Below are 26,979 nucleotides of genomic sequence, written 5' to 3' on the forward strand. Positions count from 1 at the left end.
CGGCCGTTCCGCTGCCGGCACGACGGTCTGAGTTTGACTCAGGACCGTAGCACCCTAACGCGGGCCGCAGGCCCGTGCGGGATCTTCGATCCCCCGGCCCCTCTCCCACACCCGGCAGCAATTCCGGGCAAGCCCGGTATTGCCTGGAGAGGGGAACCTTCGCTCAATCCTGCTTCCGGACGGCCCTGCCCTCTTCGTGAGGCAAAACGTCAGCTCCGGGTCGCGAAGCAGGTGAAGCCGTTGCGCTTGAGCGTCCGGCAGGCGTCCTGGGCCGACTCGGCCTCGGAGAAGCCCGAGAAGCGGGCGCGGAACAGGGTGGTGCCGCCATGGGTCACCCGCTCGGTGAAGGGGGCGGCCTTGGCAAGCGCCCCGCCGCCGCGCTGGCGCGCCTCCGCGAGCATCGACTTCGCCTTGCCCTCGTCGTCCATGGCGCCGAGCTGGATCACCCAGGGCGACACGGTGACGGGCTTCTGGACGGGCGCCGCCGCCTCGCGCGGGGCAGGCGCCCGGGCCTCGCCGGGCTCGGCCGCCGGCAGGCGCGACGCGTATTTTCCGCCGGGCGCCGGGGCGGGGAAGGCCGCGGAGGCGCCGGCCGGGGCGTAGGCCTGGGCGCTCGCCGGGACCGCGGGTGCGCCCGCGCGCCATTTCGGCGCGCTTTGCGGCGTCGCGCCGCCGCGGGGCGCGATGTCGAGGGGCTGGCCGGTGGAGTTCGTGGTCTCGACTCCCTCGTCGTCGTCCGCGGAGGCGACGAGGGTGCGTGTGGCGACCGGCCGCTCGGCCACTACGGCGGGGCGCGGCCGCTCGGCCACCTCGACCACCGGCGGGGTCGTGCGGGCGCCCGCATAGGCCGCCGGCAGGCTGGCCTGGACGAGCCTGGCCATGATGGCGTCGCGGCTCGCCCCCGACTTTCCGCCGAGCACCACCGCCACGATGTGGCGGTCGCCGCTGCGGGCCGAGGTCATCAGGTTGAAGCCCGAATCGCGGGTGTAGCCGGTCTTGATGCCGTCGACGCCCTCGACCCGGCCGAGCAGGTGGTTGTGGTTGCCGATCACCCGGCCCCGGAACGCGAAGGAGCGGGTCTGGAAGTAGCGGTAGTAGCGCGGGAAGCGGTCCTGGATCGCCCGGGCGAGGATCGTCAGGTCGCGGGCGGTGGTGATCTGGTCGGAATCGGGCAGGCCGGAGGCGTTGGCGTAATGCGTGCGGCTCATGCCGAGGGCGTGCGCCTTGCGGGTCATCATCTCGGCGAAGGCCGGCTCGGAGCCGGCGATGTTCTCGCCGATGGCGCAGGCGACGTCGTTGGCCGACTTCGTGACCAGCGCCTTGATCGCCTCCTCGACCGTGATGGTCGAGCCAGGGCGCAGGCCCAGCTTCGAGGGAGCCTGGCGGGCGGCGTTGGCCGAGATCTCCAGGGCCGAGTCGAGGTCCATCTTGCCGCGCTCGAGCTGCTCGAACAGCAGGTAGAGCGTCATCACCTTGGTGATCGAGGCCGGGTGGCGCAGGGCGTCCTCGTTGACCGCGTGCATCACGCGGCCGGTCTTGGCGTCCACCACCATCGCGGCGTAGGGTGGATTGTAGCCCCCGCCGCCGCCGTGATGGCGCCGGCGCGCCTCAGCGGGCGAGGCGGTGAGCGCCGTCAGCACCGCCGCGGCGGCGAGCACGGCCGGCAGCGCGGGTCCAGATTGGCCGTGAACGCAACGCATCACGCACATACCCCGTTGACTGTGGGGCGCCCGCTTCACGGGCGGCGCCCTGGACCGGCGGCGCCCTGCGGGACGGCGTGGCGCGACGGCATCACTGTCAATCAGGCTAGGCAGGCGCGGTTACGCCCCGGTTAACCGGAGTCGCATTCCACCGCTCGAATTCGCCTCATTGTGCGACGCACAATAGGCTCTTGACGAATTTTGTGCGGTGCACATATTGCGGCCAGCGGGGCGCGACGCGCGGGCGCCCCGCGATAGCCTGAAACGCCGCGCGAGGAGGGGCGCCCGCTTCGGGGTGCCAGGCCACCATGAACCAGAACATCAGCCATCAGGTCGAGAAGCAGGCCGAAGCGGCCCAGAAGTTCGGCAAGGACGGCATGGACGCGATGCTGCGCAGCTTCGGCACCCTGTCGAAGGCCAGCCAGGCGATCGCCGTCGAGGCGACCGACTTTGCCAAGCAGTCCTTCGAGCACGGCACCGCCACCCTGGAGAAGCTCGCCGGCGTGCGCTCGCTCGACAAGGCGCTCGAGATCCAGACCGAGTACATGAAGACCTCCTACGAGCGTCTCGTGGCCCAGACCACCAAGATGACCGAGCTCTACCAGAACCTCGCCAAGGAGATGGCGAAGCCGTTCGAGGGTCTCGTCGCGCAGGCCCAGGACCAGTTCGCCAAGGCGCAGGACCGGGCCTTCAAGGTGGTCAAGGACGGCGTGACCAAGGTCGAGGACGAGGCCGGCAAGGCCTACGACGCCGCCAAGGACGCGGCGTAAGCGCGACACAGAGGGCGGCCCTTCGCGGTCGCCCCGTCCGGCCTCGCGCCGGACCGCACCCAGCCGATCTTGGCCGCGACCGGCACGGGACGCCCGTGCCGGTCGCCCGCGTTTTCGGACAGGCCCGCACGACAAGAGCGCGCAGCCGACTGGCGGAGCGCGGAGACGGCCTATAGATTAGGCTCGGCACCGGCAGCCGACGTGATAGGCTGCCGACCCGCATCGCCGTTCGAGCCCCCGTCAGACGGGGGGCGGCTCGGCGCGGTCGCCAGAGCGAGGTCGGTACGATTCAGATGGCTCAGGTCCCGAGGCAGGGAGAACCCTCCACCAGGCCGGTCGCGGCCAATCCCCGCGCTCCCGGCAACGGCGACGGGCGATCGGGAACCGCCGTGATCACGCGGACGAAGCCGCGCACCAAGCGGCCGAACCTCTACCGCGTGCTGCTCCTCAACGACGACTACACTCCGATGGAGTTCGTCGTCCACGTGGTGGAACGCTTCTTCAACAAGTCGCGCGAGGACGCGACCCGCATCATGCTGCACGTCCACCAGAACGGCGTCGGCGAGTGCGGCATCTTCACCTACGAGGTCGCCGAGACCAAGGTGACGCAGGTCATGGACTTTGCGCGGAAACACCAACATCCTCTGCAATGCGTCATGGAAAAGAAATAGGCACCAGCAAAGAGGCCCGCTTTGCCCAGCTTCTCACGCAGCCTTGAACAAGCTCTCCACCGCGCCCTGGCGCTCGCCGGCGAGCGCCGGCACGAATACGCCACGCTCGAGCATCTCCTGCTCGCCCTGGTCGACGACCAGGACGCGGCGGCGGTCATGCGGGCCTGCAACGTCGACGTCGACCTGCTGAAGCGCAACCTCGTCGAGTACATCGACACGGAACTCGCCAACCTCACGGGCGACGGCCGGCAGGACGCGAAGCCCACGGCGGGCTTCCAGCGCGTGATCCAGCGCGCGGTGATCCACGTGCAGTCCTCGGGGAGAGAGGAGGTCACCGGCGCCAACGTGCTGGTGGCGATCTTCGCCGAGCGCGAGAGCCACGCCGCCTACTTCCTGCAAGAGCAGGACATGACCCGCTACGACGCGGTCAACTACATCAGCCACGGCATCGCCAAGCGCCCCGGCCTGTCCGAGGGCAAGCCGGTGCGCGGCGCCGACGAGGAGGGTCAGACGGAACGTCCAAGCGGGGCCGAGGACGAGCGCGGCGGCCAGAAGAAGAAGGGCGACGCGCTCGACGCCTACTGCGTCAACCTCAACAAGAAGGCCCGCGAGGGCAAGATCGACCCGCTGATCGGCCGCGAGAACGAGGTCCAGCGCACGATCCAGGTTCTCTGCCGCCGGCAGAAGAACAACCCGCTGCTCGTCGGAGACCCCGGCGTCGGCAAGACCGCGATCGCGGAGGGGCTCGCCCGCAAGATCATCCAGCACGAGGTGCCGGAGGTCCTGGCGGACGCCACCGTGTTCTCCCTCGACATGGGCACGCTGCTCGCCGGCACCCGCTACCGCGGCGACTTCGAGGAGCGCCTCAAGCAGGTGATGAAGGAGATCGAGGCGCATCCCAACGCCATCATGTTCATCGACGAGATCCACACGGTGATCGGCGCCGGGGCGACCTCGGGCGGCGCGATGGATGCCTCGAACCTCCTGAAGCCGGCGCTCGCCTCCGGCACCCTGCGCTGCATCGGCTCGACCACCTACAAGGAGTACCGCCAGTACTTCGAGAAGGACCGGGCGCTGGTCCGCCGCTTCCAGAAGATCGACGTCAACGAGCCGTCGATCCCGGACGCGATCGAGATCCTCAAGGGCTTGCGGCCCTCCTTCGAGGAATTCCACAAGCTCAAGTACACGACGGAAGCCGTGAAGGCCGCGGTCGAATTGTCGGCCCGCTACATCAACGACCGCAAGCTGCCGGACAAGGCGATCGACGTGATCGACGAGACCGGCGCCTCGCAGATGCTGGTGCCGGAGGGACGGCGCAAGCGCACGATCGGCGTCAAGGAAATCGAGGCGACCATCGCCACGATGGCCCGCATCCCGCCCAAGACCGTCTCGAAGGATGACGCGGAGGTGCTCGCCCACCTCACCGACAACCTGAAGCGGGTGGTCTACGGCCAGGACACCGCCATCGACGCGCTGACCGCCTCGATCAAGCTGGCCCGGGCGGGGTTGCGCGACCCCGACAAGCCGATCGGCGCCTACCTGTTCGCCGGCCCGACCGGCGTCGGCAAGACGGAGGCCGCCAAGCAGCTCGCCTCCAGCCTCGGCGTCGAGATGCTGCGCTTCGACATGTCGGAGTACATGGAGCGGCACACCGTCTCGCGGCTGATCGGCGCCCCTCCGGGCTATGTCGGCTTCGACCAGGGCGGGCTCCTCACCGACGGCATCGACCAGCACCCGCATTGCGTGCTGCTGCTCGACGAGATCGAGAAGGCCCATCCGGACCTGTTCAACATCCTGCTGCAGGTGATGGACCACGGCAAGCTGACCGACCATAACGGCAAGCAGGTCGATTTCCGTAACGTCATCATCATCATGACGACGAATGCGGGCGCGGCCGACCTCGCCCGGGCGGCGTTCGGCTTCACGCAGAACAAGCGCACCGGCGACGACCAGGAGGCGATCAACCGCCTGTTCGCCCCGGAATTCCGCAACCGCCTCGACGCGGTGGTGTCCTTCGGCCACCTGCCGAAGGAGGTGGTGGCCAAGGTCGTCGACAAGTTCGTGCTCCAGCTCGAGGCGCAGCTCGCCGACCGCAACGTCACCATCGAGCTGTCCGACGAGGCGCGGGACTGGCTGGTCGAGAACGGCTACGACGAGGCCATGGGCGCCCGCCCGATGGCCCGCCTGATCCAGTCGACCATCAAGACCCCGCTCGCCGACGAGGTGCTGTTCGGCAAGCTCAAGGACGGCGGCGCCGTCCGGGTGATCGTCAAGCGGCCCGACGGCGAGAAGCCGAGCCTCGGCTTCGTCTTCCCGGCCGGCCCGGTGACGCCGCGGCCCGAGAAGGACGTGACGATCGCGGCCAAGAAGGCCGCCAAGAAGCAGAAGCGTCCGCGCGCCGCGCCGAAGAAGCCCAAGGACGGCGGCTCGGGCGGCGGTGGCGGCGGGGTCCGCACGGTGCCGAAGGTGCCGCTGGTGCGGGCCTGACCCGGCAGGGATCGGGGATTTCGACCCCTCGATCCCGGCCCTCGTCCCGTGTATGACGCCTGGCGAGACGCGCATCCCGGCGGGCCCTCCCCGCCGGGATGCGCGTTTGAAGCCGTGGCCCTGCCGAATTGGAGACGGGGCGGGTTCGAGGATGATCCGCAGGTCGGGACAACACCTTCCTCGCCTGCGCCAGGAGACGCGAGAGACGATCCCGATGAGCGGTGATCTCAACGAGGGCCCCCTCGCCCCGGCCACGACGGTGAGCCCGCCCTCCCCCAAGGCGACCCGGCGCGAGAGGCGGCGGCAGCGCCGCCGCCGCCGCAAGATCGGCGAGGAGATCCTGGGCTGGATCCTGGTGCCGCTGATCCTGTTCGCCGGCTACTGGGCGATCAATGCGGGCTTCGCCGCCCTGGGCACGACCCCGGGCGCGGTGTTCGACCAGCTCAAGCAGGTGAAGAGCGCGCTCGAGAAGCGCGGGTCGATGTAGGGGCACGGAGCCCGGCCCGGCCAGGCGCGAGCCGTGATCGGCGGGGCCGCCTCCGGCACGTGTCGCATGGCAGGGGAGGCCCCGCGCCTCACCCGGCGATGCGGGGATCCCGCCGTCCGCTGCGCCGCCCCGCCGCCAGCGCCGCCCCGCCGATCAGTCCCGCCGCCGCGATCATGCCGAGATGCAGCCACATCGGGTCGGCGGCGACCACGCCGTCCGTCGCCTGTGCGTCGAACCGGCCATGGGCACCGTGGTCGCGGTGCGAATCGAGCGGGTCGAACAGGTTGTCGGGACGGCCGCGATCCGCGGGCTCGTCCGTCATCTCGCCCTCGTAGCCGTTGCGGGCGAGGTAGTGGTCGGTGAAGGCCGGCGCGCCCTGTGCGCCGAGGATCGCCAGCCAGGACGGGGTGCCGATCCAGAGTTCCCGCGGCGCGTCGTGGGCGGCGCGCACGATCGCCTCGGCGATCGCGTCGGGCTGGAAGATCGGCGGGACCGGCCGCAGGCGGCGCGGCAGGCGCGAGCGGGCCCAGTCGAATTGCGGCGTGTTGACCGCCGGCAGCTGCACCATGGTGAGGCGGATGCCGCTGCGGTGGTGCAAAAGCTCCGTGCGCAGGCTGTCGACGAAGCCGCGCACCGCCGACTTGGCGCCGCAATAGGCCGCCTGCAGCGGGATCGACCGGTAGGCGAGCGCCGAGCCGACCTGCACGATCGTGCCGCGGTCGGCCTCCCGCATGTGGCGCAGGGCCGCGAGGGTGCCGTGGACCTGGCCCAGATAGGTCACGTCGGTGACGCGCCGGAACTCCTCCGGGGTCGTGTCCTGGACCTCGGCATAGACCGTCGCCATGGCGTTGTTGACCCACACGTCGAGGCCGCCGAACTCCTCCGCGACGGCATCCGCCGCCCGGTCGACCGCAAGCGGATCGGCGACGTCGGCCCGGTAGCCGAGCGCCCGACCGCCGACCGACCGCACCTCCTCGACCGCCGCCGCGATGCCGGCCCGGCCTCGCGCCAGGATGCCGACATTCCAGCCCCGGCGCCCGAAGGCGACCGCAACCGCGCGCCCGATTCCGGCGCTGCCGCCGGTCACCACGACGGTGGGGCGCGTCGTTCGGCTCATGCGACCTCTCCTTTTTCACGATGCCAGACCCGACAACGCGCCCGCGGCCGTTCGGGTGCAGGCGGGGTGACGCGAAGGGAGGCTGCCGGATCCGCGGGCAGGCTGCCCGCTATTATGTCTATACACAAAGGCCCGCCGCCGGTACGACAGGCGTGAGGCTTGGCAGGGATCGGGAGGGAACGATGAGGGCGGTTGCCGCAGGGTTGATGGTCGCACTCGCGCTGGCGGGATCCGCCGCCGCGCAGGAGACGAAGGTCACGGTCGGCCTGTCGGGCTGGACCGGCTTCGCCCCCCTGACGCTCGCCAAGGAGGCCGGCATCTTCAAGAAGAACGGCCTCGACGTCTCGCTGAAGAAGATCCCGCAGGCGAGCCGCCACCTCGCCATCCGCTCCGGCGACGTGCAATGCGCCGCCACCACGGTCGAGACCTGGGTGGTGTGGAACGCCAACGGCGTGCCGACGAAGCAGATCTTCCAGCTCGACAAGTCCTACGGCGCCGACGGGCTGGCCGTGCGCAACGACGTCGCGTCGATCGCGGACCTGAAGGGCAAGACCGTGGCGGCCTCGGTGCCCGGCACCGCGCCGTATTTCGGGCTCGCCTGGATCCTCAAGGCCAACGGCCTTTCGCTCAAGGACGTGAAGGTCGTCAACCTTGAGCCGGGACCTGCCGCACAGGCCTTCATCGCCGGCCAGAACGACGCCGCGATGACCTACGAGCCCTACCTGTCGTCGGTCCGCGCCGCGCCGCAATCTGGCAAGATCATCGCCACCACCCTCGACTACCCGATGGTGATGGACACCTTCGGCTGCACGCCCGAGTTCCTCGACCAGAACCCGAAGGCCGCGAAGGCGCTCGCCGAGAGCTATTTCGAGGCGCTCGAGATGATCGCCAAGGACCCGCAGAAGTCCTACGAGATCATGGGCGCCGACGTGAAGCAGACCGGCGAGGCCTTCGGCAACTCCGCAAAGTTCCTGCGCTGGCAGGACCGCGCCGCCAACAAGGCGTTCTTCAGCGGCGAGATCCAGAAGTTCTCCGAGCAGGCGGCCGACCTGCTGCTCGAGATCGGGGTGATCCGGCAGAAGCCCGACATCGCCGGGCTCTTTGACGCCCGCTTCGCGCAGTGAACCGCTTGCGTCCACTGCAGCCGGTCGGCGGCCCGGCCAAGGCCGCCTTGGGCTTGAGCTTCTTCGTGCTGTTCGTGGCGGCCTGGGCCGCCGCGACCCTCGGGGGGCTGGTGCCCAGGACCTTCCTGGCCGATCCGGTGACGATGGTCCAGGACGGCTGGCTGCTGCTGACCCGGTTCGACTTCGCCTCCGATATCGGGATCACGGTGTGGCGCGTCGTCGGCGGCTTCCTGCTCGCGGCACTCGTGGCGGTGCCGCTCGGCGTGATGATGGGGGCCTACAAGCCGATCGAGGCGTTCTTCGAGCCCTTCGTGTCCTTCGCCCGCTACCTGCCGGCCTCGGCCTTCGTGCCGCTGCTGATCCTGTGGGCCGGCATCGGCGAGACGCAGAAGCTTCTCGTGATCTTCATCGGCTCGGTGTTCCAGCTGATCCTGATGATCGCGGTCGCGGTCGGCAACGTCCGGCGCGACCTCGTCGAGGCGGCCTATACGCTGGGCGCGCGCGATTCCGGCATCATCCGCCGGGTGCTCATCCCGGCGACGGCCCCGGAGATCGCCGAGATCCTGCGCCTCGTGCTTGGCTGGGCCTGGACCTACGTCATCGTCGCCGAGCTGATCGGCTCCTCGTCGGGCATCGGCCACATGATCATCGAGAGCCAGGCCCTGCTCGCCACCGGGCAGATCATCTTCGGCATCATCGTCATCGGGCTGATCGGCCTCGTCTCGGACTTCCTGTTCAAGGCGGGCAACCGGCTCCTGTTTCCCTGGAAGCTCGCCTGATGCGGGACACGATCGAGGTGGCGGTCGAGGGGGTGGCCCGGACCTTCCCCGGAAACCGCGGCGCGAAGCCCGTCCAGGCCCTCAGCCCCACCGACCTCACGGTCGCCAAGAACGACTTCATCACCATCCTGGGGCCCTCCGGCTGCGGGAAGTCGACCCTGCTGCGCATCGTCGCCGGGCTCGACCGGCCGAGCGCCGGCCGCGTCCTCGTCGAGGGCCGCGAGGTGCGCGGGCCCGGCCCCGACCGGGGCATGGTGTTCCAGTCCTACACCCTCTTTCCGTGGCTCACGGTGGCGGAGAATATCGGCTTCGGCCTGCGCGAGCGCGGCGTGCCGGCGGCGGAGCGCCGCGAGATCGTCTCGGCCTATCTCGACAAGGTGGGCCTGCGCGGCTTCGAGGGGCATTACCCGAAGCAGCTCTCCGGCGGCATGCAGCAGCGCACCGCCATCGCCCGGGCGCTCGCCAACGACCCCGCCATCCTGCTCCTCGACGAGCCGTTCGGCGCGCTCGACAACCAGACCCGCGGGCTGATGCAGGAATTGCTGCTCGGCATCTGGGAGCGTGAGCGCAAGACCGTGATCTTCGTCACCCACGACATCGAGGAGGCGATCTTCATGGCCTCGCGGGTGATCGTGATGACGGCCCGGCCCGGACGGATCAAGGCCGACATGCCCGTCGATCTCGGCCATCCGCGCCACTACACGGTCAAGACGAGTCCCGAATTCTCGCGGCTGAAGGCGCAGCTCACCGAGGAGATCCGGGCCGAGGCGGTGCTGGCGGCGCGGGAGCATTGAGAAGCAATAAACGGATTGCTTCACCTCTTCCTATTCACGCCCTCATCCTGAGGTGCCGCGTAGCGGCCTCGAAGGAGGGCTCCAGAAGCCTCCGCGATCTCTGGAGTCCTCCTTCGAGGCCAAGCGATCTTCGATCGCCCGGCACCTCAGGATGAGGGCGCAGGTAGGATGAGGCAGGTGACGAATTCCCCCGCCTCGAATCCCCCGCCTCCGGTTCTATCTCCGTCCCTCACCGAACCCCGTCGCCCGCGTCCCGGCGCGACTGGTCAGGAGGACAGCATGAAGGCCTTCGTCGTCCGCAGCCCCGGCGGCCTCGACCGTCTCGAGATCGCCGAGCGGCCCGATCCCGGCCCGCCCGGCCCCGGCGCGATCCGGGTCGCGATCCGGGCGACTTCGCTCAACTTCCACGACCTCTTGGTGGCGAGCGGGCGCTCGCCCGCCGCGGACGGCCGCATCCTGATGTCGGACGGGGCCGGCATCGTCGAGGCGGTGGGCGACGGCGTCACCGAGTTCGCCCCCGGCGACGCGGTCGTCTCCTGCTTCTTCCCGCACTGGGCCGATGGGTCGCCGCGGACGCCGGTCGGCAACTTCGCGCAGGTGCCGGGCGACGGGGTCGACGGCTTCGCGCTCACCCATGCGGTGCGGCCGGTCGGCGCCTTCACGCACGCGCCAAGCGGCTGGAGCCATGCCGAATCGGCCACCATCACCACCGCCGGCCTCACCGCCTGGCGGGCCCTCGTCGGCGATGGCGGCCTGAAGGCCGGTGACACCGTGCTGGCCCTCGGCACCGGCGGCGTCGCGATCGCGGCCCTGCAGATCGCCAAGCGGATGGGCGCCGTCGTGATCGTCACCTCCTCGTCCGACGCCAAGCTCGAGCGGGTGCGGGCGCTGGGCGCCGACCACACGATCAACTACCGCACCCATCCCGATTGGGGCCGGCAGGTGCGCGACTGGACCGGCGGCGGGGTCGACCACGTCGTCGAGGTCGGCGGACCCGGCACCCTGGCGCAGTCGATCGAGGCGGTGCGCGTCGGCGGCCACATCGCGCTCATCGGCGTGCTCACCGGGCGGGCCGGCGAGGTGCCGACCTCGGCGCTGATGGCCAAGCAGGCCCGCCTCCAGGGCCTGATCGTCGGCAGCCGGCGCCAGCAGCAGGACTACGTCGCGGCGCTGAGCCGGTCCGGCATCCGCCCGGTGATCGACCGGACCTACGCCTTCGCCGAGCTGCCCGACGCCTTCCGCCACCAGGAGAGCGGGAGCCATTTCGGCAAGCTCTGCGTCGCCTGGTAGCGATCCCGGCCCGCGGCGCGGAGCTTGCGCCGGGACGCGTTCGACGCGAAAGCTCGACGGCGGCGCGGCGTGGGGAGTATGCCCTGGCGATGAACGGGATCGTGGTGGTCGGCACCGGCCAGGCCGGCTTTCAGCTCGGGGCCTCCCTGCGGGAAAACGGCTATGCCGGGCCGGTGACCCTCGTCGGCGAGGAGCCGGGCCTGCCCTACGGCCGGCCGCCGCTGTCGAAGGCCTACATGCTGGGCAAGACCGATGCGGCCGGCCTCGCCCTGCGGCCGGAGGCGTATTTCGCCGAGCACCGGCTGACTATGCGGGCCGGCGAGCGCGCGGCGGCGATCGACCGTGGAGCATCGATCCTCCGCCTCGCCTCCGGGGAGGTGCTGCCTTACGACCACCTCGTCCTGGCGACGGGCTCGCGCAACCGCCCGCTCCCGGTCCCGGGCGCCGATCTCCCGGGGGTGCACCAGCTGCGAACGCTCGCCGATGCCGACGCCCTCAAGGCGGCCCTCGCCGAGGCGAAGGCGGTCGCGGTGGTGGGCGCCGGCTTCATCGGGCTCGAATTCGCGGCGGTCTGCGCCCAGAAGGGGCTCGCCGTCACGGTGATCGAGGGGCTCGAGCGTCCCCTCGCCCGCTCGGTCTCGAGCGGCATGGCGGCCTTGATCGAGGCCTCCCACGTCCGGGCCGGCGTGCGCTTCCTGTTTGGCAGCGCGGTCGCGGGCATCACGGGTTCCGACCGCGCCCGGGCCGTGGCGCTCGCGGACGGGCGCGAGATCCCGGCCGACCTCGTCCTCGTCGGGATCGGCGTCATCCCGAACCATGAACTCGCGGCGGCGGCGGATCTGCGGATCGAGAACGGAATCGCGGTCGACGCGATGCTGGCGACCGACGATGCCAGGATCTCGGCGATCGGCGACTGCGCCAGCTTCCCCTCCCCCCATGCCGGGGGCGCGCGGGTGCGGATCGAATCGGTGCAGAACGCCGTCGACGGCGCCCGCTGCGTCGCCGCCCGCCTCACCGGCCGGCCCGCCGCCTTCGAGGCGGTGCCGTGGTTCTGGAGCGACCAGGGCCCGCTGAAGCTCCAGATCGCCGGCCTGTGCCAGCCGCACGACCGGACGGTGCGCCGGGGCGATCCGGAATCCGGCGGCGTCTCGGTGTTCTGCTACCGGGGCGACCGCCTCGTCGGCGTCGAGTCGCTCAACCGCCCGGCCGACCACATGGTGGCCCGCCGCCTGCTGCAGGCCGGCCGGGGCCCGACGCCCGAGGAGGCGGCGGATCCCGGCTTCGACCTCAAGGCCCTGGCGCTCGGCCGGGGCTGACGAGGGGCGCGGCTCAGGCGGCCCGGATGGTCTCCAGGAAGTGCGCCACCTCGGTACTCAGGCGGTCGGACTGGCGCGACAGCCCGGAGGCCGCGCCGAGCACCTGGCTCGCCGCGCGGCCGGTCCCCTCCGCCGCCTCGGCGACGCTGCCGATATTGCCCGTGACCTCGCCGGTGCCGGTCGCGGCCTGGGAGACATTGCGGACGATCTCCTGGGTCGCCGCGCCCTGCTCCTCCACCGCCGCGGCGATCGAGGTCGCCACGCCCGAGATCTCGCGGATGCTGGTGGTGATCCCGTCGATGGCGTCGACCACCGAGCCGGTCGCGCTGCGCACCGCCCCGACCTGGCCGGCGATCTCGGCGGTGGCCCGCGCGGTCTGGTCGGCGAGGGCCTTCACCTCCGCGGCGACCACCGCGAAACCGCGCCCGGCCGCACCGGCGCGCGCAGCCTCGATCGTGGCGTTCAGGGCGAGCAGGTTGGTCTGCGCGGCGATCGACGAGATCATCGCCGTCACGTCGCCGATCCGCGCCGCCGCCTGGCTGAGCCCCATCACGACCTCGGTGGTGCGGCCGGCCTCCGCGACCGCGGCCTCGGCGAGGCGGGCCGAGCCGTCGACCTGGCGGCCGATCTCCTCGACCGAGGTGCCGAGCTCCTCGGCCGCCGCCGCGACGGTGTGCACGTTCGCGGCGGCCTGCTCGGCGGCGGCGGCCACGGTCGTCGACTGGCTCGCCGTCTCGGAGGCGGTGACGCTCATCGTCCGGGCGGCGTCCTGGAGCAGGGACGAGGCGGCCGCGATCTCGCCGGCGATGCCCCCCACCACCTTCTCGAACCCGTCGGCGAGGCCGATCAGGGTGCGGCGGCGCTCCTGCGACGCGGCGCTCGCGGCATCGTGGCCGCGGCTGGTCTCCTCCACCGCCTTGCGGGCCACCATGGCCTTGATCCCCTCGACCGCGCGGGCCACCGCGCCGATCTCGTCGCCGCGCTGCGCCTCCGCGAGCCGCGCCTCGACCTCGCCCTGCGCCATCCGGTCCATCGCCCCGACGAGGCGGCCGAGGGGCCGGGTGATGCCGAAGGCCGACAGGGCCATGGCGATCACGAAGCCGGCCGCGACGGCGCCGACGCCGAGCAGCAGGCTCGTGCTCCGCGCGGCGCGGGTGTCCTCGGCGAGGCGAGCGACGGTCGCGTCCGTGCCGGCGAGGAGGTCGGCCGACAGTGTCCCGCAGGTCTCGTAGGCCGCCCGGGTCAGCGGATCGACGGTCTGCCGGATGTGGTCGGCCGCGCGGGTCGCGTCGCGGGCCTCGATCATCCGCCGCGCCGCCACGCTCTCGGCCACCAGCCGCTCGACGTCGCCCGCCGCGGCGGCGATCCGGGGCCCGAAGGCCGGGGCCTGGGCCGGAAGGCTGGCCATGATCTGCTGGAGCTTCGGGTGAACCCCGTCGAACTCCGCCAGGAACCGCTGCCGCGCGGCGGCGTCCGGCGCCGTGGCCGCCCGGTCCAGGGCGTAGCTCATGGCAAGCACGTAGCGCGCCGCGCTCTGGGCGCCGGTGCCGGCGCGGCCCTCCCGCTCGATGAAGTGGTGGTAGCGCGCGCCGCTCTCGGTCATCTGCTGCGTCGCATACCAGAGCGCCCCGGCGGCCATCAGGCTGAGCAGCGTCGTGACCACGGCGATCTTCGCGCCGATGCGCAGTTGTAAGACCATGTTCCCCTCGGGTCGTTCGTTATCTTCCCCAGGGAAAATGTCTGCTCTTAACTGTTAAAAATCACGCAATGAGGCGATCTGGTTGCGCGATATATTATTGCAACCCAGATGCACGGGTCGTGCAGGCGCGTGCCGGAGCGGCCACTTGCGCGACCGTCCCGCGCGTCTCAGCGGTCGTTCTCGGTGGTGAGCTCGCTCGGGTGGATGCCCTTGTCCGGCGCGTCGTCCGGGCGCAGTCGCGCGTCCGGATAGGCGCCGTCGGTCAGCTCCACCCCCGCGGCTACGAGGGCGCCGCGGATCGCGGCCCGCTGCTCGGGCGAGGGCGGGTAGCGGCCCGCCTCGAACTGGCGGATGCTGCCCGCGTCGACGTTGGCACGCAGGGCCAGGTCGTCCTCCGACCATCCGAGCAGGTCGCGCGCCCGGCGCAGCTGCGCCGCCGTGATGTCGTCTTCGCCGCTCACTGTCTCGCCCGTCCCTTCCTCGTCGATCCTCGAAACGCCGGGTGCGGTCGCCCGCGGCGCCTTGGCTAACGGCGAGGCCCGGCTTTCGTTGCCACACCGGCAAGCTTTCCCGAGTCGATCCGCATTACGGCCAAGCTTGCCGCAAAATTGCAACAGTCGCCCGCAAGGATCCGTCATCCCCGACCGCCAGGGTTGCCGGCGCAAGGGGGTCTCTCTAGAGTCCGCGACCAACACGACAGACTACGATGGGGAATGCGATGAAGGCGATGCGGGTTGCGCTGGCCGTCGGGGCCGTCGCGCTGTTGGCGTCGGCCACGCAGGCTTCGGCGCAGAACATGCTGGGTTATGGCCAGAAGAACCGGGACAAGGCCAGCCAGCCGCAATACATTCCGCCGGTCAAGGCCCAGGAGAAGGTCTTCCCGCTGGACTCGACCTGGACGGCGGTCAGCCTGAACGGCAAGCCGTTCGCCGGGGCCGAGCGGCCGAGCTTCATCATCGACAAGCAGTACCGCGCCCGCGGTTTCGGCGGCTGCAACACCTTCGCGGCGACCGCCTTCCCGCTCAAGGAGCAGCACCTCGCGGTCGGGCCGCTGGCGCTGACCAAGCGCAGCTGCGACAAGGCGGTCGGCGCTTCCGAGATGCAGTTCCTGACGGCACTCCGCACCTCGGGCCAGTGGGATCTCGTCGGCTCGCAGCTGGTGATCAAGAGCCAGGCCGGCGAGCTGCGCTTCGACCGCGCGCTCTGACGACCCTCCCGACCGGAAGGCAGGACGGCCCCGCTGCCCAGCGGGGCCGTTCTCGCATGTGCGCGGTGGCCGGAACGGATTTACCGCCGCTCCCCCGTGCTTTATGGCGCTCTCCTATCCAGCGCGACGATCCGGCCTCCGTCGCGAGGCGCGGCGCGGGCGCACGGCGAGAACCATAAGCAGCGGATGCGAGGAGGAAGCGGGATGCGGGCGATGTCGAGGAGGATGCTGCTGGCGGCAGTGCTGCTGGGAAGCAGCCTGGCGGGCGCGCAGGCGCAGGACAAGTCGCCGGTGAAGCTCGGCGCGATCGAGATCCTGACCGGGCCGAACAGCCGCTACGGGATCGCGATCCAGCGCGGCTTCGACCTCGCGCTGGCGGACATCAACAAGGCCGGCGGCGTGCTCGGCGGCCGGCCGCTCGCCCTCGCCTACGAGGACTCGGCGGGCGCCAAGGAGCAGGCGCTCAACGCCGCCCGCAAGCTGATCGGCCGCGACAAGGTCCCGCTGATCCTCGGCCCCACCCTGTCGAACGAGATGTTCGCCGCCGGCCCGGTCGCCAACGACCGCAAGGTCCCGATCGTCGGCACCTCGACGACCGCGAACGGCATCACGGCGATCGGGCCTTACGTGTTCCGCACGTCGCTGCCGGAATCCGACGTCATCCCGGTCACCCTCAAGACCGCCAAGGACAAGTTCGGCATCAAGCGCGTCGCCGTGATGTACGGCAACGACGACGCCTTCACCAAGTCGGCCTACGACGTCATGAAGGCCTCGCTCGAGAAGCTCGGCATCGAGACCCTGACGACCGAGACCTTCGGCTCGAAGGATTCCGACTTCTCGGCCCAGCTCACCAAGATCAAGGCGCTGAACCCCGACGCGATCGTGCTGTCGGCGCTGGTCGAGGCGGCGTCCGGCATCGAGCTGCAGGCGCGCCAGCTCGGCATCCCCGACAAGGTGTTCTTCATCGGCGGCAACGGCCTGAACTCGCCCAAGCTCGGCGATATCGCCGGCAAGGCCGCCGACGGCACGCTGGTCGGCAGCCCGTGGTTCATCGGCAAGCCGGACGCGGCGAACCAGGCCTTCGTCAACGCCTTCAAGGACAAGTACGGCGGCGACCTGCCCGACCAGTTCGCGGCCCAGGCCTACGATACCCTGTTCATCGTCGCCAAGGCGATCGACGCCGCCGGCGCGCCCGACTCCGAAAAGATCAAGGACGCGCTGATCAAGGTGAAGCACACCGGCGTGATGGGCCCGTTCTCCTTCTCCGACACCCGCGACCCGGCGGACACGTCGGGCGTGGTGGTGCTGGTGATGAAGGGCGGCAAGTTCCAGCTGCTGCAGTAATCGGAACACCTCCCCTCCCCCCCTGTGGGGAGGGGCAGGGGGTGGGGGTGGTGCAGGAAAAAGCGTCGAGCTCTACGCGGCACCACCCCCACCCCTAACCCCTCCCCACAGGGGGGAGGGGAACGCGCCTTATTCTGAAATGATGCCGCCGATCCCCACCGATTGACCCGCCGCGCGATATCGGCCACGTCGCGCCATCGCCATCCTGTTCGGCCCTTGAGGCCGCGCCGAAGCGGGCGTCGGACGCCCACCGAAATTCCCAAGCCCCCCATGCTTGAGCAGCAGCTCGTCAACGGCGTCGTGCTCGGCGCGACCTACGCCCTCTTCGCCATCGGCTTCACGCTGATGTTCGGGGTGATGGGCGTCATCAACCTCACCTACGGGGTCTACTTCGCCCTCGGGGCCTTCGCGGCCCTGTGGTCGACGCAAGGGCTGGGGCTGCCGATCTGGGCCGCGCTGCCTCTCGGCGCGCTGATCGCGGGCGTGCTGGCGGTCGTCCTCGACACGCTCCTCCTCACCCGGCTGCGCAAGGCCAAGGCGCCGGAGCTCGCCTCGCTGATGGTGACGCTGGGCGCGACGCTCTTCCTCTATGCCGGCATGGCGGCGGCGCTCGGCACCGAGATCCGGCGCTTTCCCGCCGCCGTGTTCTCCGGCGGCGCCTACAGCCTCGGCGACGTGCGGGTGGCCACCACCCAGCTCCTGATCCTCGCCGCCGCCATCGTGCTGATGCTGGCGCTGCTGGCGCTCGTGCGCGGCTCGCGGATCGGCCTCGCCATCCGGGCGGTGGCGGAGAACCCGGACGCGGCGGCCCTGATGGGCATCAACGGCGCCCTGATGCTGCGGGTGGTGTCGTTCCTGTCCGGCGCCATCGGAGGCGCGGCGGGCGTCCTCGTCGGGCTCAACTTCAACGCCATCCAGCCCTTCATGGGCGAGCACATGATGCTGCGCGGCTTCGCGGTCATCATCGTGGGCGGCCTCGGCGACCTGCGCGGGGCGCTGCTCGCCGGCCTGCTGCTGGGCCTCGCCGAGGTGCTCACCGCCGCCTACCTCTCCTCGACCCTCAAGGACATGATCGCCTTCGCGCTCCTCGTCGCCACCCTGTGGTTCCGCCCGCTCGGCCTGTTCGGCCGCGCCGCCGCCAAGCGGGCCTGATCGTCATGTGGGAAGCCCTCGACGACTTCTACTGGACCTACCAGAGCCTGATCCACGGCATCGGGGTGAACGGCATCCTGGCGCTCTCCGTCTACGTGGTGCTGGCGGTGGGCCAGCTCTCGCTGGGCCAGGCCGCCTTCATGGGCGTCGGCGCCTATACGGGCGCCCTGCTCTCGGTGAAGTTCGGCATGCCGTTCGGCGTCGCGATGCTGGCCTCGGCCGTGGTGCCGGCGCTGCTGGCGCTGGTCGTCGGCGGGCCGACGCTGCGGCTCACCGGCGTCTACCTCGCCATCGCGACGATCGGGCTCGGCGAGATCACCCGCATCGTCTTCCTCAACTGGGACTATGCCGGCGGGGCGCTCGGCCTCTCCAACATCCCGGAGCGGGGCGGGGTCGCGGCGATCTACGGTACGTTGGTGGTGCTGCTCGTCGGCCTCACCCTGGTGGCGCGCTCCCGCATCGGCCGCGCCATGGAGGCGATGCGCGAGGACGAGGCGGCGGCCGGGGTGATGGGGGTGAACCTGCCGCGCTACCGGCTGGTCGCCCTCGTCGTCTCCTCGGCCATGGCCGGGGTGGCGGGGTGCCTCTCGGCCCACGTCTCCTCGTTCATCGGCCCGAACGAGTACGGCTTCGAGGCCGCAGTGACGATCCTGAGCTACGCGCTCCTCGGCGGCATCGGCTCGCCGCTCGCACCGGTGCTGGGCTCGACCATCCTGACCCTGCTGCCGGAGGTCCTGCGCCCGCTCGCCGACTTCCGGCTGATGGTGAACGGCCTGATCATCGTGCTCGCCGTCCTGTTCATGCCGCGGGGCATCCTGCCCTGGCGCATCGCCCGGACGGGCTGACCGCCATGGGACAGCACTCCTCGGCACTGCTCACCGTCCAGGGCCTGACGCGCCGCTTCCAGGGCCTCGTCGCGGTCGATGCGGTCGACTTCACGGTCCAGCCCGGCACCGTCCACGGCCTCATCGGCCCGAACGGCGCCGGCAAGACCACCCTGTTCAACCTCGTCTCCGGCGTGCTCGCGCCGAGCGCCGGCAGCGTGCGCCTGGGCGACCAGCCCCTCGACGGGCTGGCCCCCTACCGGCGCACGGCGCTGGGACTCGCCCGCACGTTCCAGAACATCCGCATCTTCGGCGAGATGACGGTGCTCGAGAACGTGATGACCGGGCTGCATACCCGGCTCTCCGCGACCTGGGGCATCCTCTTGCGCAGCCCCGGCTTCCGGGCCGAGGAGCGCCAGGCCAAGGCGAAGGCGCGCGACCTCCTGGCCTTCGTCGGGCTGCTCGACGCCGCCGACAGCCGCGCCGGCGACCTTCCCTACGGCGACCAGCGCCGGCTCGAGATCGCCCGGGCGCTCGCCTGCGAGCCGCGCCTCGTCCTCCTCGACGAGCCCGCCGCCGGCATGAACCCGGCCGAGACCCACGCCCTCCTCGGCCTCCTGCGGCGCCTGCGCGACGAGCGCGGCCTGACCCTGCTGCTCGTCGAGCACGACATGCCCCTGGTGATGAGCCTCTGCGACCGGCTGACGGTCCTGAATTTCGGCCGCCGGATCGCCGACGGCAGCCCGGCGGAGGTGCGCGCCCACCCGGCGGTGATCGAGGCCTATCTCGGCACCGGCAGCCACGAGGTGAGCGTCAGCCGGGGAGCGGTCTCGTGAGCGAGTTGCTGGCGGTCGAGGGCCTGCGCCTCGGCTACGGCCGGGCCGACGTGGTCCACGGCATCGGGCTGACGGTGCGGCGCGGCAGCATCGTGTCGCTGATCGGCTCGAACGGCGCCGGCAAGACCACGATCCTGCGCAGCCTCTCGGGCCTGATGAAGCCGCGTGCCGGCCGAGTGCTGTTCGGCGACGGCACCGCCGTCGACATCGCCGGCGAGGCGGCGCACCGCATCGCCCGTCGCGGCATCGTGCAGGTGCCGGAGGGCCGCCAGGTCTTCGCCAACATGACGGTGGCGGAGAACCTGCGGCTCGGCGCCTACCACGTGCCGACGCCGGAGGCCGCGCGGCGCCAAGAGGCGGTCGAGGCGCGGTTTCCGCGGCTCGCCGAGCGCCTGCGCCAGCAGGCCGGCTACCTCTCGGGCGGCGAGCAGCAGATGCTGGCGATGGGCCGCGCCCTGATGGCCGAGCCGGTGCTGCTCCTCCTCGACGAGCCCTCGATGGGCCTCGCCCCGCTGATCGTCGAGGAGATTTTTTCCATCATCGCCTCCCTGCGGGCGGAAGGGCGCACGATCCTGCTGGTCGAGCAGAACGCGAGCGCCGCGCTCGCCATCGCCGACTACGCCTACGTGCTCGAGACCGGCCGCATCCGGCTGCAGGGCCAGGCGGCGGAGATCGCCCGGAACCCGGAGGTCACGGCGGCCTATCTGGGGGTGTGAGGGCGGAAGCCCTCATTGCCACACACCCGCCTTGCGCGCCTTGGCGTTCGCCTCGGCGGCCTGCAGCTCCGGCGGGGCGCCCGGGGCGGCGCGGCCGGCGCCGTTGAACAGCACCACCTCGGACAGGTCCTGCTCGCCGGCGCGGCAGCGATAGACCTCCGGCCCGCCGGCGGGCTGGCACGTCACCTCGCGCCGGCGCAGGTACTGGCGGAACTCGCGGGCATAGGCGCCGCCCTGGCCCTCGACGCCGGCGAGGCGCACGGCCTGCCCGTCGAGGCGCAGGCGGCCGGTGTCGATCACCCGCGGCACGCCGCGCAAGGCGGCGACCGGCGGCGACCGCTCGCCCGGATTCTGCCAGGCGGGCCGCGCCGGGCTGCGGGGCGTGCTGCCGGTCTCGCGGGCGCCCTCGCGGGCCTCCGCGGCCGGCGGTGCCGGACGGGCCTTGGCCAGCTGCGCGACGACGTCCTGGAAGAGCGCCTCCGGCCCGTCGCCCGCGCCGTTCTCCGCCGACCCGGCCGAGACGACGGCGCCGACGAGGAGGTCGCCGGTCGTGCCGACGAAGAGCCCGTCCCGGACCCCAGGATCGTCGGCGCCCTCGGGCGGCCGGGCGAGGTCGGCGAGCAGCCCGAGGAGCGCGGTGCGCCGCTCCGCCGCCGGCATCGGCCCGGCGACGAGCCGGTCATAGACCGGGCGGCCGTCGCGGCGCAGGTAGCGCAGGCTCGCGGCCGCGGCGCGCCGGGCCGCCCGTGTGTCGGTGAGCGGGGCGCCGCCCGCCACCACCGCCTGCACGGCGCCGTCCGGCCCGAGGATCAGGAGGCCGGCCCGGGCACCGCGGCCGGCGGCGTCGAGGCGGCGTTCGACCGCCTTCTCGGCCATCGCCTGGAGGTCGCGGTCGAGGGTGGTGCGCACCACCGCCTCCCGCGGCGCGGATCCGATCCGGTCGGCGGCCTCCGCCAGGACGAGGTCCGGGACGCCGCTGCGGGTCACCGGCGAGGTCCCGGTCGGGGCGAGGCCGTCGAGCGCCTGCGCGGCCTCGGCGGCCTGCGCGGCCGAGAGGCTGCCCCGCATCACCATGGCGTCGAGCACCTCGCGGCCGCGGGCGCGGGCCGCCGCGACGTCCCGGTCCGGCTCGAGGTCGGGCGCGAGGGTCAGGCCCGCGAGGTAGGCCGCCTCGGCCGTGCCGAGGGACGCCGCCTCCTTGCCGAACAGCGCCCTCGCCGCCGCGTCGATGCCGGTGAGCCCGGCGCCGAAGGGGGCGAGGTCGAGGGCGCGCGCGAGGATCCGCGGCCGGTCCTCCCGCGCCTGGAGCCATAGCACCAGCATCGCCTCCCGCACCCGGTCGGCGAGGCTCCTGTCGTCGCCCGGGGCCGCCCCGATGAGGTCGCGGCGCACGAGGCGCTGGGTCAGGCGCGGGCTGCCGGCCCTCGGGCCGTCGCTGATCGTGTCGCGGAGCGCCCCCCCGATCACCGCCGCGATTCCGGCCGCGTCCAGCCGGTACGGATCCTCGAACCACGGATCCTGGGCGGCCAGGAAGGCCTGGCGCATCGCCGGCGCCACCGCTTCGGCCGTCAGGGCCTGTCCTCGGGCGGTGCCGCGCCGGGCGATCGGCGTCCCGTCCTCCGCCTGGACCGTGAGGGTGCGGGCCTGGTGCGACGGTCCGGAGAGCGGCGGCAGGGTCGCGGCGCACCAGACGAGGAAGAGGGCCGCGGCCCCGAGCCCAGCCAATCCTGTGAGCGCGAGGGCGCGGCCCCAGGGGAGATCCCCGGCCCGCCGCGCCGCGCCGGCCGCCCGCACCGCGAGCGGATGGGCGCCGACCCGCTCGGCCGCGCCCTGCCAGGCGGGCGCGACGCGCCGCAGCGGCACGGCTGCCGCCGCCATCGCCGGCGCGAGGTACCCGGCCGCGGCGCTCCCGGCCCGGGCCGCACCGGCCCGGACTTGCGCGAGTTGCGCACCGATCCGGTGACTGGCGGAGACGCGGGCGGGGCCCGCCCCGTCCGGGACCTCCGGCGGCGGGTGCGGCGGGCTGGCGAGGTCGAGCCAGTCCCGTCCGGGCTGCGTCGTCATCGGCTCCGCTACCATCCTGCCCGATCGTCTCCCGTCTCAAGGCCGCAGCCCGAAGCCCGGCGCGGGCGAGGCCCCGGGCCGGCAAACAGCTACGGTCACCAGCAACGTGGGCCCCGAGGGAACGGTTCCCGGGCCGGATGGACGCCGTTCCGGCCAGTGCGGATGTAGCAATAGACGCTGTGTCTTGCCACAGAGCAGCAAGTCTTCGGCTCAAAGCTTGACCATTAACCGGTGCCTGTCCCGCGCAGCAAGCGAATAGTCCGGAACGATAACGTGAAATCGGCGTTTTGAAGCATCTTCGACGCGCCGCCCCATCGGGTGCCGTCGCGCAGGGAGGCAGAGAATCATGAACAGACTGACAGTTGGACTGGCCGCGCTGCTCCTCAGCACTTCGGCTTTCGCTCAGACAGCCGGGAGCCCGGCGGGCGGGACTCCCGGCGGCGCGGCGGGCCGCGGCGGCGAGATGAGCCAGTCCGGCCCGAAGGCCGGGCCGGGCGGCGGCGGGGCGCAGGCCCGCGGCGAGATGGGCAAGGGCGAGATGGGCAAGGCCGACGGGCAGGCCGGCGCCGCCCGCGCCGAGTCGGGCCGTCCGGACGGCAACCGCCAGGGCATGAACCAGGGCATGGCGGGCGAGCGGAACGGGACCCGCGACCGCGCCGAGACCGGCACCCGCCCGGGTGAGCGCAATGCCGACCGGGCAGAGGGCCGCGACAACCGCCGGGCGATGGACGAGCGCCGCGACGGCGACCGCCGGATGGACCGCCGCGGCGACCGCGCCGAGCGCTTCGAGCAGCGCGAGGGCCGGACGGGCTTCCGCAGCGAGGCGCGGGAGGACCGCATCTCGACCGTCGGCGGCCGCCGCTACGTCACGATCTCCGGCCGGCGGGTGCTCTACGGCTCGCCCGAATATCGCCGCCTCGTGGTGGTCGAGCAGCGCGAGAATCGCGGCGTGCGCGCCGGTCGTGTCGAGTTCGTGACGATCCAGGGCCGCCGGGTGCGCGTCGGCTCGCCCGAGTACCGCCGCCTCGTGATCCGCGAGCGCAGCGGCCCGGGCCGCTACGTGATGGTGCGCGGCCAGCGCGTGCTCTACGGCTCGCCGGAATACCGCCGGCTGATCGTGACCGAGCGCGGCGGCGCCGACCGCTACGTCACGATCGCCGGCCGGCGCGTCCTCTACGGGTCGCCCGAGTATCGCCGCCTGTCGGTCAGCGAGCGCACCAGCGTCACCGGCAGCGTCCGGGGCCGCGACCGCGTCGACGTGCGCAGCGAGCAGCGCGAGGACCGGATGAGCCGCAGCGAGCAGCGCCGCGACGGCGGCATGGACCGCGAGCGCAACCGCGAGATGTCCCGCGGCGACATGCGCAACGACGGGAAGGACCGTCGCGAGATGGGCGAGCGCAACGGCGGCCGGCCCGAGCAGGCGGCGGGCAACCAGCCCGGCCGGGGCGGGCAGGAGCGCGGCATGCAGGAGCGCGGCATGAACGAGCGCCAGGCCGGCGACCGCCAGATGGGCGGCCGCGGCAACGGTCCGGAGACGACCGGCAGCACCCAGCGCGGCGGCCAGCCGGGCCAGGAGCGGGGCGGCGCGCGCGGCGGCGCCGGTGCCGGCCAGCCGGGCGGCGCGGGCAATGGCGGCGGCCGGATGTAATCCGTCAACCTCCATCACCTGACGGCGAACGAGGCCGGTCCCGGGTATCCCGGGGCCGGCCTTCTCGCGTGGGCGGGACGGCCCGCGACCGATCGCCGAGGCTGCGGCGGCCAGTTGAGATTGTGCCGATCCGGGTCATGCGCTACCGCCTGACTCGCCCGCCGGCCGCCCCAGTCCCGCCCGGTTGACGCCGCATGGGGGCGACAGACTGCGTCGCGGGGAACGGGACAGGGGAGGACCAGAAAGCCGATGCGTGCGCCCCCTCCCATGGCCAGTCCGGACGGGACCCTCGTCCGCGGCGCCGGCGCTCTCGCCCTCCTGCCCGACCGGGTCGCCCCGGCCGGCCTTCCCTCCCACGCCAGCCGAGCAGATTCGACGCGCAGATGCTGAAAACCGCCATCGTCGCGGCGCGGGACCGCCAGCGCCTCCAGGAAATCGCCGGCATCCTGATCGGCTTCGGCGTCAACAAGGTCGTCGACCGGCTCGGCCTGCGGGCGATCCCGCGGCTCGCCTGGCGCAGCGCCCCGGCGGTCGACCTCGCCCGGCTGTCGCAGCCCGAGCGGCTGCGCCGGGCGATCGAGGCCCTGGGGCCCACCTTCATCAAGCTCGGCCAAGTGCTGGCGAGCCGCGCCGACCTGCTCGCGCCACAATGGACCGAGGAACTCGGCAAGCTGCACGACAAGGTCGCGCCCCTGCCCTGGGACGTGATCCGGCCGCAGCTCGAGGCCGATCTCGGCGCGCCGCCCTCCGCGATCTTCTCCGAGTTCGACACCGACCCGATCGCCTCGGCGTCGATCGCCCAGGTCTACCGGGCCCGGCTCGAGAGCGGCGAGGAGGTGATCGTCAAGGTCCGGCGCCCGGGGCTGCAGAAGATCATCGAGGCGGACCTGCGCCTGCTCTCGCACGCCTCGCGCATCGTCGAGTCGGAATGGCCCGAGATGGCGCGCTACCGGCCGACCGAGCAGATGCGCCACATCGCCAACGGCCTGCGCGAGGAGCTCGACCTCGCCAACGAGGGCCGCAACTGCGAGATGCTGGCCGCCCTGTTCGCCGACCGCGACGACATCGTCTTCCCGAAGGTCTACTGGGAGTACACGTCCGAGCGGGTGCTGGTGCAGGAATTCATCCACGGCATCCCGCCGACGGATGTCCGGCGCCTGGAGGATGCGGGGCTCGACCGCAAGGTGCTGGCCCAGCGCGGCGTCGACGCCTTCCTGCAGATGGCGCTGATCGAGGGCGTCTTCCACGCCGACCCGCATCCGGGCAACCTCCTGGCGATGTCGGGCAACCGGATCGCCTTCATCGATTTCGGCATCGTCGGCCGCCTGTCGCAGCGGCGGCGCTCGCAGCTCCTGGTCCTGATCGGCGCGATGCTGCAGGAGGATGCCGACGGGCTGATGGCGGTGCTGCTCGACTGGAGCGGCGCCAGCAACCCGGACCTGACCCGGCTGGAAGCCGCCTCGCAGGCCTTCGTCACCCGCCACAACGGCGCGACGCTGAATCTCGGCCTCGTGCTCACCGACTTCATGACCATGGCGCGCGAGAACGACCTCGCGATGCCGACCGACCTCGCGATCCTGTTCAAGGGCCTGGTGACGGCGGACGGCGTGATGCGCCAGCTCGACCCCGCCTTCGACCTGTTCGCGGCCGCCGGCCCCACCGTGCGCCGGCACATGCGGGCGCAGTTCTCGCTGAAGGACCTGAAGGGCCGGTTCCAGGGGCTGGCGACCGGCCTCTACGGCGCGGCCTCCGAGCTGCCGACGCTGATCCACCTGATGCTGGTGCGCCTCAAGCAGGGCCGGGTCACGGTGGAGATCGAGCTCAAGGGGATGGACAAGCTGACCCGCGGCATCGAGCGCGCGGCCGCCCGGGTGGCGGTCGGCCTCGTGGTCGCGGCCTTCGCGACCCAGCTCGCCCCCCGGCTGATGGAGCACGGCACCCCGGCCTTCGCCACGATCGGCATCCTGGTGCTGACCATCGGGATCGGCTGGATCCTGCTGCTCGCCAGGAACCGCTGACCGACCGGTGGTCGCGCCCGGCCGCCGCCGTCAGCTCACCCGATCGAGCTGCCGTCCGGCCGCCGACATCACCTGGTTGCGCCCGCCCGCCTTCGCCGCGTAGAGCGCGTGATCGGCCCGGGCGAGCAGGGTCTCGACCGTGTCGCCCTCGGCGAAGGCGCTGAGCCCGAGGCTGCAGGTGACCGGGATCGGCCCGCGGCGGCCCGGCACCCGCAGGCGGGCGCAGCCGGCCCGGATCCGGTCCGCCACCACCCCGGCGCTGCCGAGGCCGTGGCCGGGCATCAGCACGGCGAATTCCTCGCCGCCGATCCGGCCGGCCAGCGCCCCGGTTTCCTTGAGCACGTCGGCGACGCTGCGGATCACCCGGTCGCCGCTGTCGTGGCCATGGCGGTCGTTGATCGCCTTGAAGCTGTCGATGTCGATCATCAGGGCGGTGAGGAGGTCCTGCGGGGCGAGCGCCGCGACGGCGGCGCCGGCCCGGCGCATGAAGCCGCCGCGGCTCAGGAGCTGGGTCAGGGAATCGGTGTCGGCCTCGCGGATCAGCTGGCGCTGCAGGCCGAGGCCCCGCTCGACCACCCGCAGGCGGGCATGCAGCTCGACCGCCTCCGGAGGCTTCGAGATGAAATCGTCGGCGCCGCTGTCGAGCACCTCGCCGAGGCCCCGGCCGGCCCGGTCCGTCGACATCGCGATCACGGCGAGCGGCCGCACCGTGCCGGCCAGCGTGCGCAGGGACCAGCACAGCTCCAGGCCGCAGATCGGCCCGACCTCGAGGCTGGTGATGACGCAGGCCACGTCCTCGTGGGCGGCGACGTGGGCGAGCGCCTGCTCCGAATCGGAAAACGAATCGACCTGATGCCCCCCCTCCTCGATGAGCCGGGCGACGGTCTTGCGCAGGATCAGGCCGGGTTCGACGAGGACGACGCGCATCGGACCTTG

The 26,979-nt window shown here is 72.0% G+C and carries 23 protein-coding genes; 17 read left to right on the forward strand and 6 right to left on the reverse strand.

The window, feature by feature from the left end:
* Positions 1-209 precede the first annotated feature (209 nt).
* Positions 210-1,700, reverse strand: a complete 1,491-nt coding sequence (locus EU555_RS11430; protein ID WP_135414764.1) for a D-alanyl-D-alanine carboxypeptidase — start codon at positions 1,698-1,700, stop codon at positions 210-212.
* 308 nt (positions 1,701-2,008) lie between these two features.
* On the opposite strand from EU555_RS11430, the gene EU555_RS11435 reads away from it, so the two are divergent.
* From EU555_RS11435 to EU555_RS11450, 4 genes are all read left to right on the forward strand, one after another.
* On the forward strand, positions 2,009-2,470 hold the full coding sequence (locus EU555_RS11435) for a phasin family protein (RefSeq protein WP_135414765.1): 462 nt from the start codon (positions 2,009-2,011) through the stop codon (positions 2,468-2,470).
* Between the two features lie 293 nt (positions 2,471-2,763).
* A complete protein-coding gene (gene clpS / locus EU555_RS11440; protein WP_048433572.1) occupies positions 2,764-3,141 on the forward strand; it encodes an ATP-dependent Clp protease adapter ClpS in 378 nt (125 codons plus the stop codon).
* A 21-nt stretch (positions 3,142-3,162) separates the two neighbouring features.
* Entirely contained in the window at positions 3,163-5,628 is a 2,466-nt protein-coding gene (clpA, locus tag EU555_RS11445; RefSeq protein WP_135414766.1) for an ATP-dependent Clp protease ATP-binding subunit ClpA, read from the forward strand.
* Positions 5,629-5,842: 214 nt separating this feature from the next.
* Positions 5,843-6,115 (forward strand): hypothetical protein, encoded by a 273-nt coding sequence (locus EU555_RS11450; protein ID WP_135414767.1) that lies wholly within the window; start codon positions 5,843-5,845, stop codon positions 6,113-6,115.
* 88 nt (positions 6,116-6,203) lie between these two features.
* Here the strand turns inward: EU555_RS11450 and EU555_RS11455 are convergent, their stop codons facing one another.
* Positions 6,204-7,232 (reverse strand): SDR family oxidoreductase, encoded by a 1,029-nt coding sequence (locus EU555_RS11455; protein WP_135414768.1) that lies wholly within the window; start codon positions 7,230-7,232, stop codon positions 6,204-6,206.
* Positions 7,233-7,414: 182 nt separating this feature from the next.
* Between EU555_RS11455 and EU555_RS11460 the strand changes: the two genes are divergently transcribed.
* From EU555_RS11460 to EU555_RS11480, 5 genes are all read left to right on the forward strand, one after another.
* Entirely contained in the window at positions 7,415-8,356 is a 942-nt protein-coding gene (locus EU555_RS11460; RefSeq protein ID WP_135414769.1) for an ABC transporter substrate-binding protein, read from the forward strand.
* Positions 8,357-8,361: 5 nt separating this feature from the next.
* Positions 8,362-9,135 (forward strand): ABC transporter permease, encoded by a 774-nt coding sequence (locus EU555_RS11465; RefSeq protein ID WP_135414770.1) that lies wholly within the window; start codon positions 8,362-8,364, stop codon positions 9,133-9,135.
* Positions 9,135-9,929: an ABC transporter ATP-binding protein gene (locus tag EU555_RS11470; protein ID WP_135414771.1), complete on the forward strand. Its 795-nt coding sequence runs from the start codon at positions 9,135-9,137 to the stop codon at positions 9,927-9,929. The genes EU555_RS11465 and EU555_RS11470 overlap by 1 nt, the downstream gene beginning before the upstream one ends.
* A gap of 279 nt (positions 9,930-10,208) precedes the next feature.
* A complete protein-coding gene (locus EU555_RS11475; RefSeq protein ID WP_135414772.1) occupies positions 10,209-11,219 on the forward strand; it encodes a zinc-dependent alcohol dehydrogenase family protein in 1,011 nt (336 codons plus the stop codon).
* Between the two features lie 89 nt (positions 11,220-11,308).
* Positions 11,309-12,535 (forward strand): NAD(P)/FAD-dependent oxidoreductase, encoded by a 1,227-nt coding sequence (locus EU555_RS11480; RefSeq protein WP_135414773.1) that lies wholly within the window; start codon positions 11,309-11,311, stop codon positions 12,533-12,535.
* Positions 12,536-12,548: 13 nt separating this feature from the next.
* Here EU555_RS11480 and EU555_RS11485 read toward each other — a convergent pair whose 3' ends face one another.
* Complete coding sequence (locus tag EU555_RS11485; RefSeq protein WP_135414774.1) at positions 12,549-14,234, reverse strand: methyl-accepting chemotaxis protein; 1,686 nt, start codon at positions 14,232-14,234, stop codon at positions 12,549-12,551.
* Positions 14,235-14,401: 167 nt separating this feature from the next.
* Positions 14,402-14,695, reverse strand: coding sequence for a helix-turn-helix domain-containing protein (locus tag EU555_RS11490; RefSeq protein ID WP_245524251.1), 294 nt, complete (start codon positions 14,693-14,695; stop codon positions 14,402-14,404).
* Positions 14,696-14,952: 257 nt separating this feature from the next.
* Between EU555_RS11490 and EU555_RS11495 the strand changes: the two genes are divergently transcribed.
* The 6 genes from EU555_RS11495 (at position 14,953) to EU555_RS11520 (ending at position 20,313) form a co-directional block, all read left to right on the forward strand.
* Complete coding sequence (locus EU555_RS11495) at positions 14,953-15,441, forward strand: META domain-containing protein (RefSeq protein ID WP_135414775.1); 489 nt, start codon at positions 14,953-14,955, stop codon at positions 15,439-15,441.
* Between the two features lie 213 nt (positions 15,442-15,654).
* Entirely contained in the window at positions 15,655-16,785 is a 1,131-nt protein-coding gene (locus EU555_RS11500; RefSeq protein ID WP_245524252.1) for an ABC transporter substrate-binding protein, read from the forward strand.
* Positions 16,786-17,055: 270 nt separating this feature from the next.
* Entirely contained in the window at positions 17,056-17,937 is an 882-nt protein-coding gene (locus EU555_RS11505) for a branched-chain amino acid ABC transporter permease (protein WP_135414777.1), read from the forward strand.
* Between the two features lie 5 nt (positions 17,938-17,942).
* A complete protein-coding gene (locus EU555_RS11510) occupies positions 17,943-18,782 on the forward strand; it encodes a branched-chain amino acid ABC transporter permease (protein WP_135414778.1) in 840 nt (279 codons plus the stop codon).
* Positions 18,783-18,787: 5 nt separating this feature from the next.
* Positions 18,788-19,597 (forward strand): ABC transporter ATP-binding protein, encoded by an 810-nt coding sequence (locus tag EU555_RS11515; protein WP_135414779.1) that lies wholly within the window; start codon positions 18,788-18,790, stop codon positions 19,595-19,597.
* A gap of 5 nt (positions 19,598-19,602) precedes the next feature.
* Positions 19,603-20,313: an ABC transporter ATP-binding protein gene (locus EU555_RS11520; RefSeq protein WP_135414880.1), complete on the forward strand. Its 711-nt coding sequence runs from the start codon at positions 19,603-19,605 to the stop codon at positions 20,311-20,313.
* A gap of 12 nt (positions 20,314-20,325) precedes the next feature.
* Here the strand turns inward: EU555_RS11520 and EU555_RS11525 are convergent, their stop codons facing one another.
* Positions 20,326-22,377, reverse strand: coding sequence for a transglycosylase domain-containing protein (locus EU555_RS11525; protein ID WP_245524253.1), 2,052 nt, complete (start codon positions 22,375-22,377; stop codon positions 20,326-20,328).
* Between the two features lie 346 nt (positions 22,378-22,723).
* Between EU555_RS11525 and EU555_RS11530 the strand changes: the two genes are divergently transcribed.
* Positions 22,724-24,025 (forward strand): hypothetical protein, encoded by a 1,302-nt coding sequence (locus tag EU555_RS11530; protein WP_135414781.1) that lies wholly within the window; start codon positions 22,724-22,726, stop codon positions 24,023-24,025.
* Between the two features lie 383 nt (positions 24,026-24,408).
* Positions 24,409-26,043, forward strand: coding sequence for an ABC1 kinase family protein (locus tag EU555_RS11535; protein WP_135414782.1), 1,635 nt, complete (start codon positions 24,409-24,411; stop codon positions 26,041-26,043).
* 30 nt (positions 26,044-26,073) lie between these two features.
* Here the strand turns inward: EU555_RS11535 and EU555_RS11540 are convergent, their stop codons facing one another.
* The gene (locus tag EU555_RS11540) at positions 26,074-26,970 is read right to left on the reverse strand and encodes a GGDEF domain-containing response regulator (protein ID WP_135414783.1); all 897 of its coding nucleotides are present in this window, start codon (positions 26,968-26,970) and stop codon (positions 26,074-26,076) included.
* Between the last annotated feature and the right edge of the window lie 9 nt (positions 26,971-26,979).

Source organism: Methylobacterium nonmethylotrophicum (assembly GCF_004745635.1).
In the GTDB taxonomy this organism is placed as follows: Bacteria; Pseudomonadota; Alphaproteobacteria; order Rhizobiales; family Beijerinckiaceae; genus Methylobacterium; species Methylobacterium nonmethylotrophicum.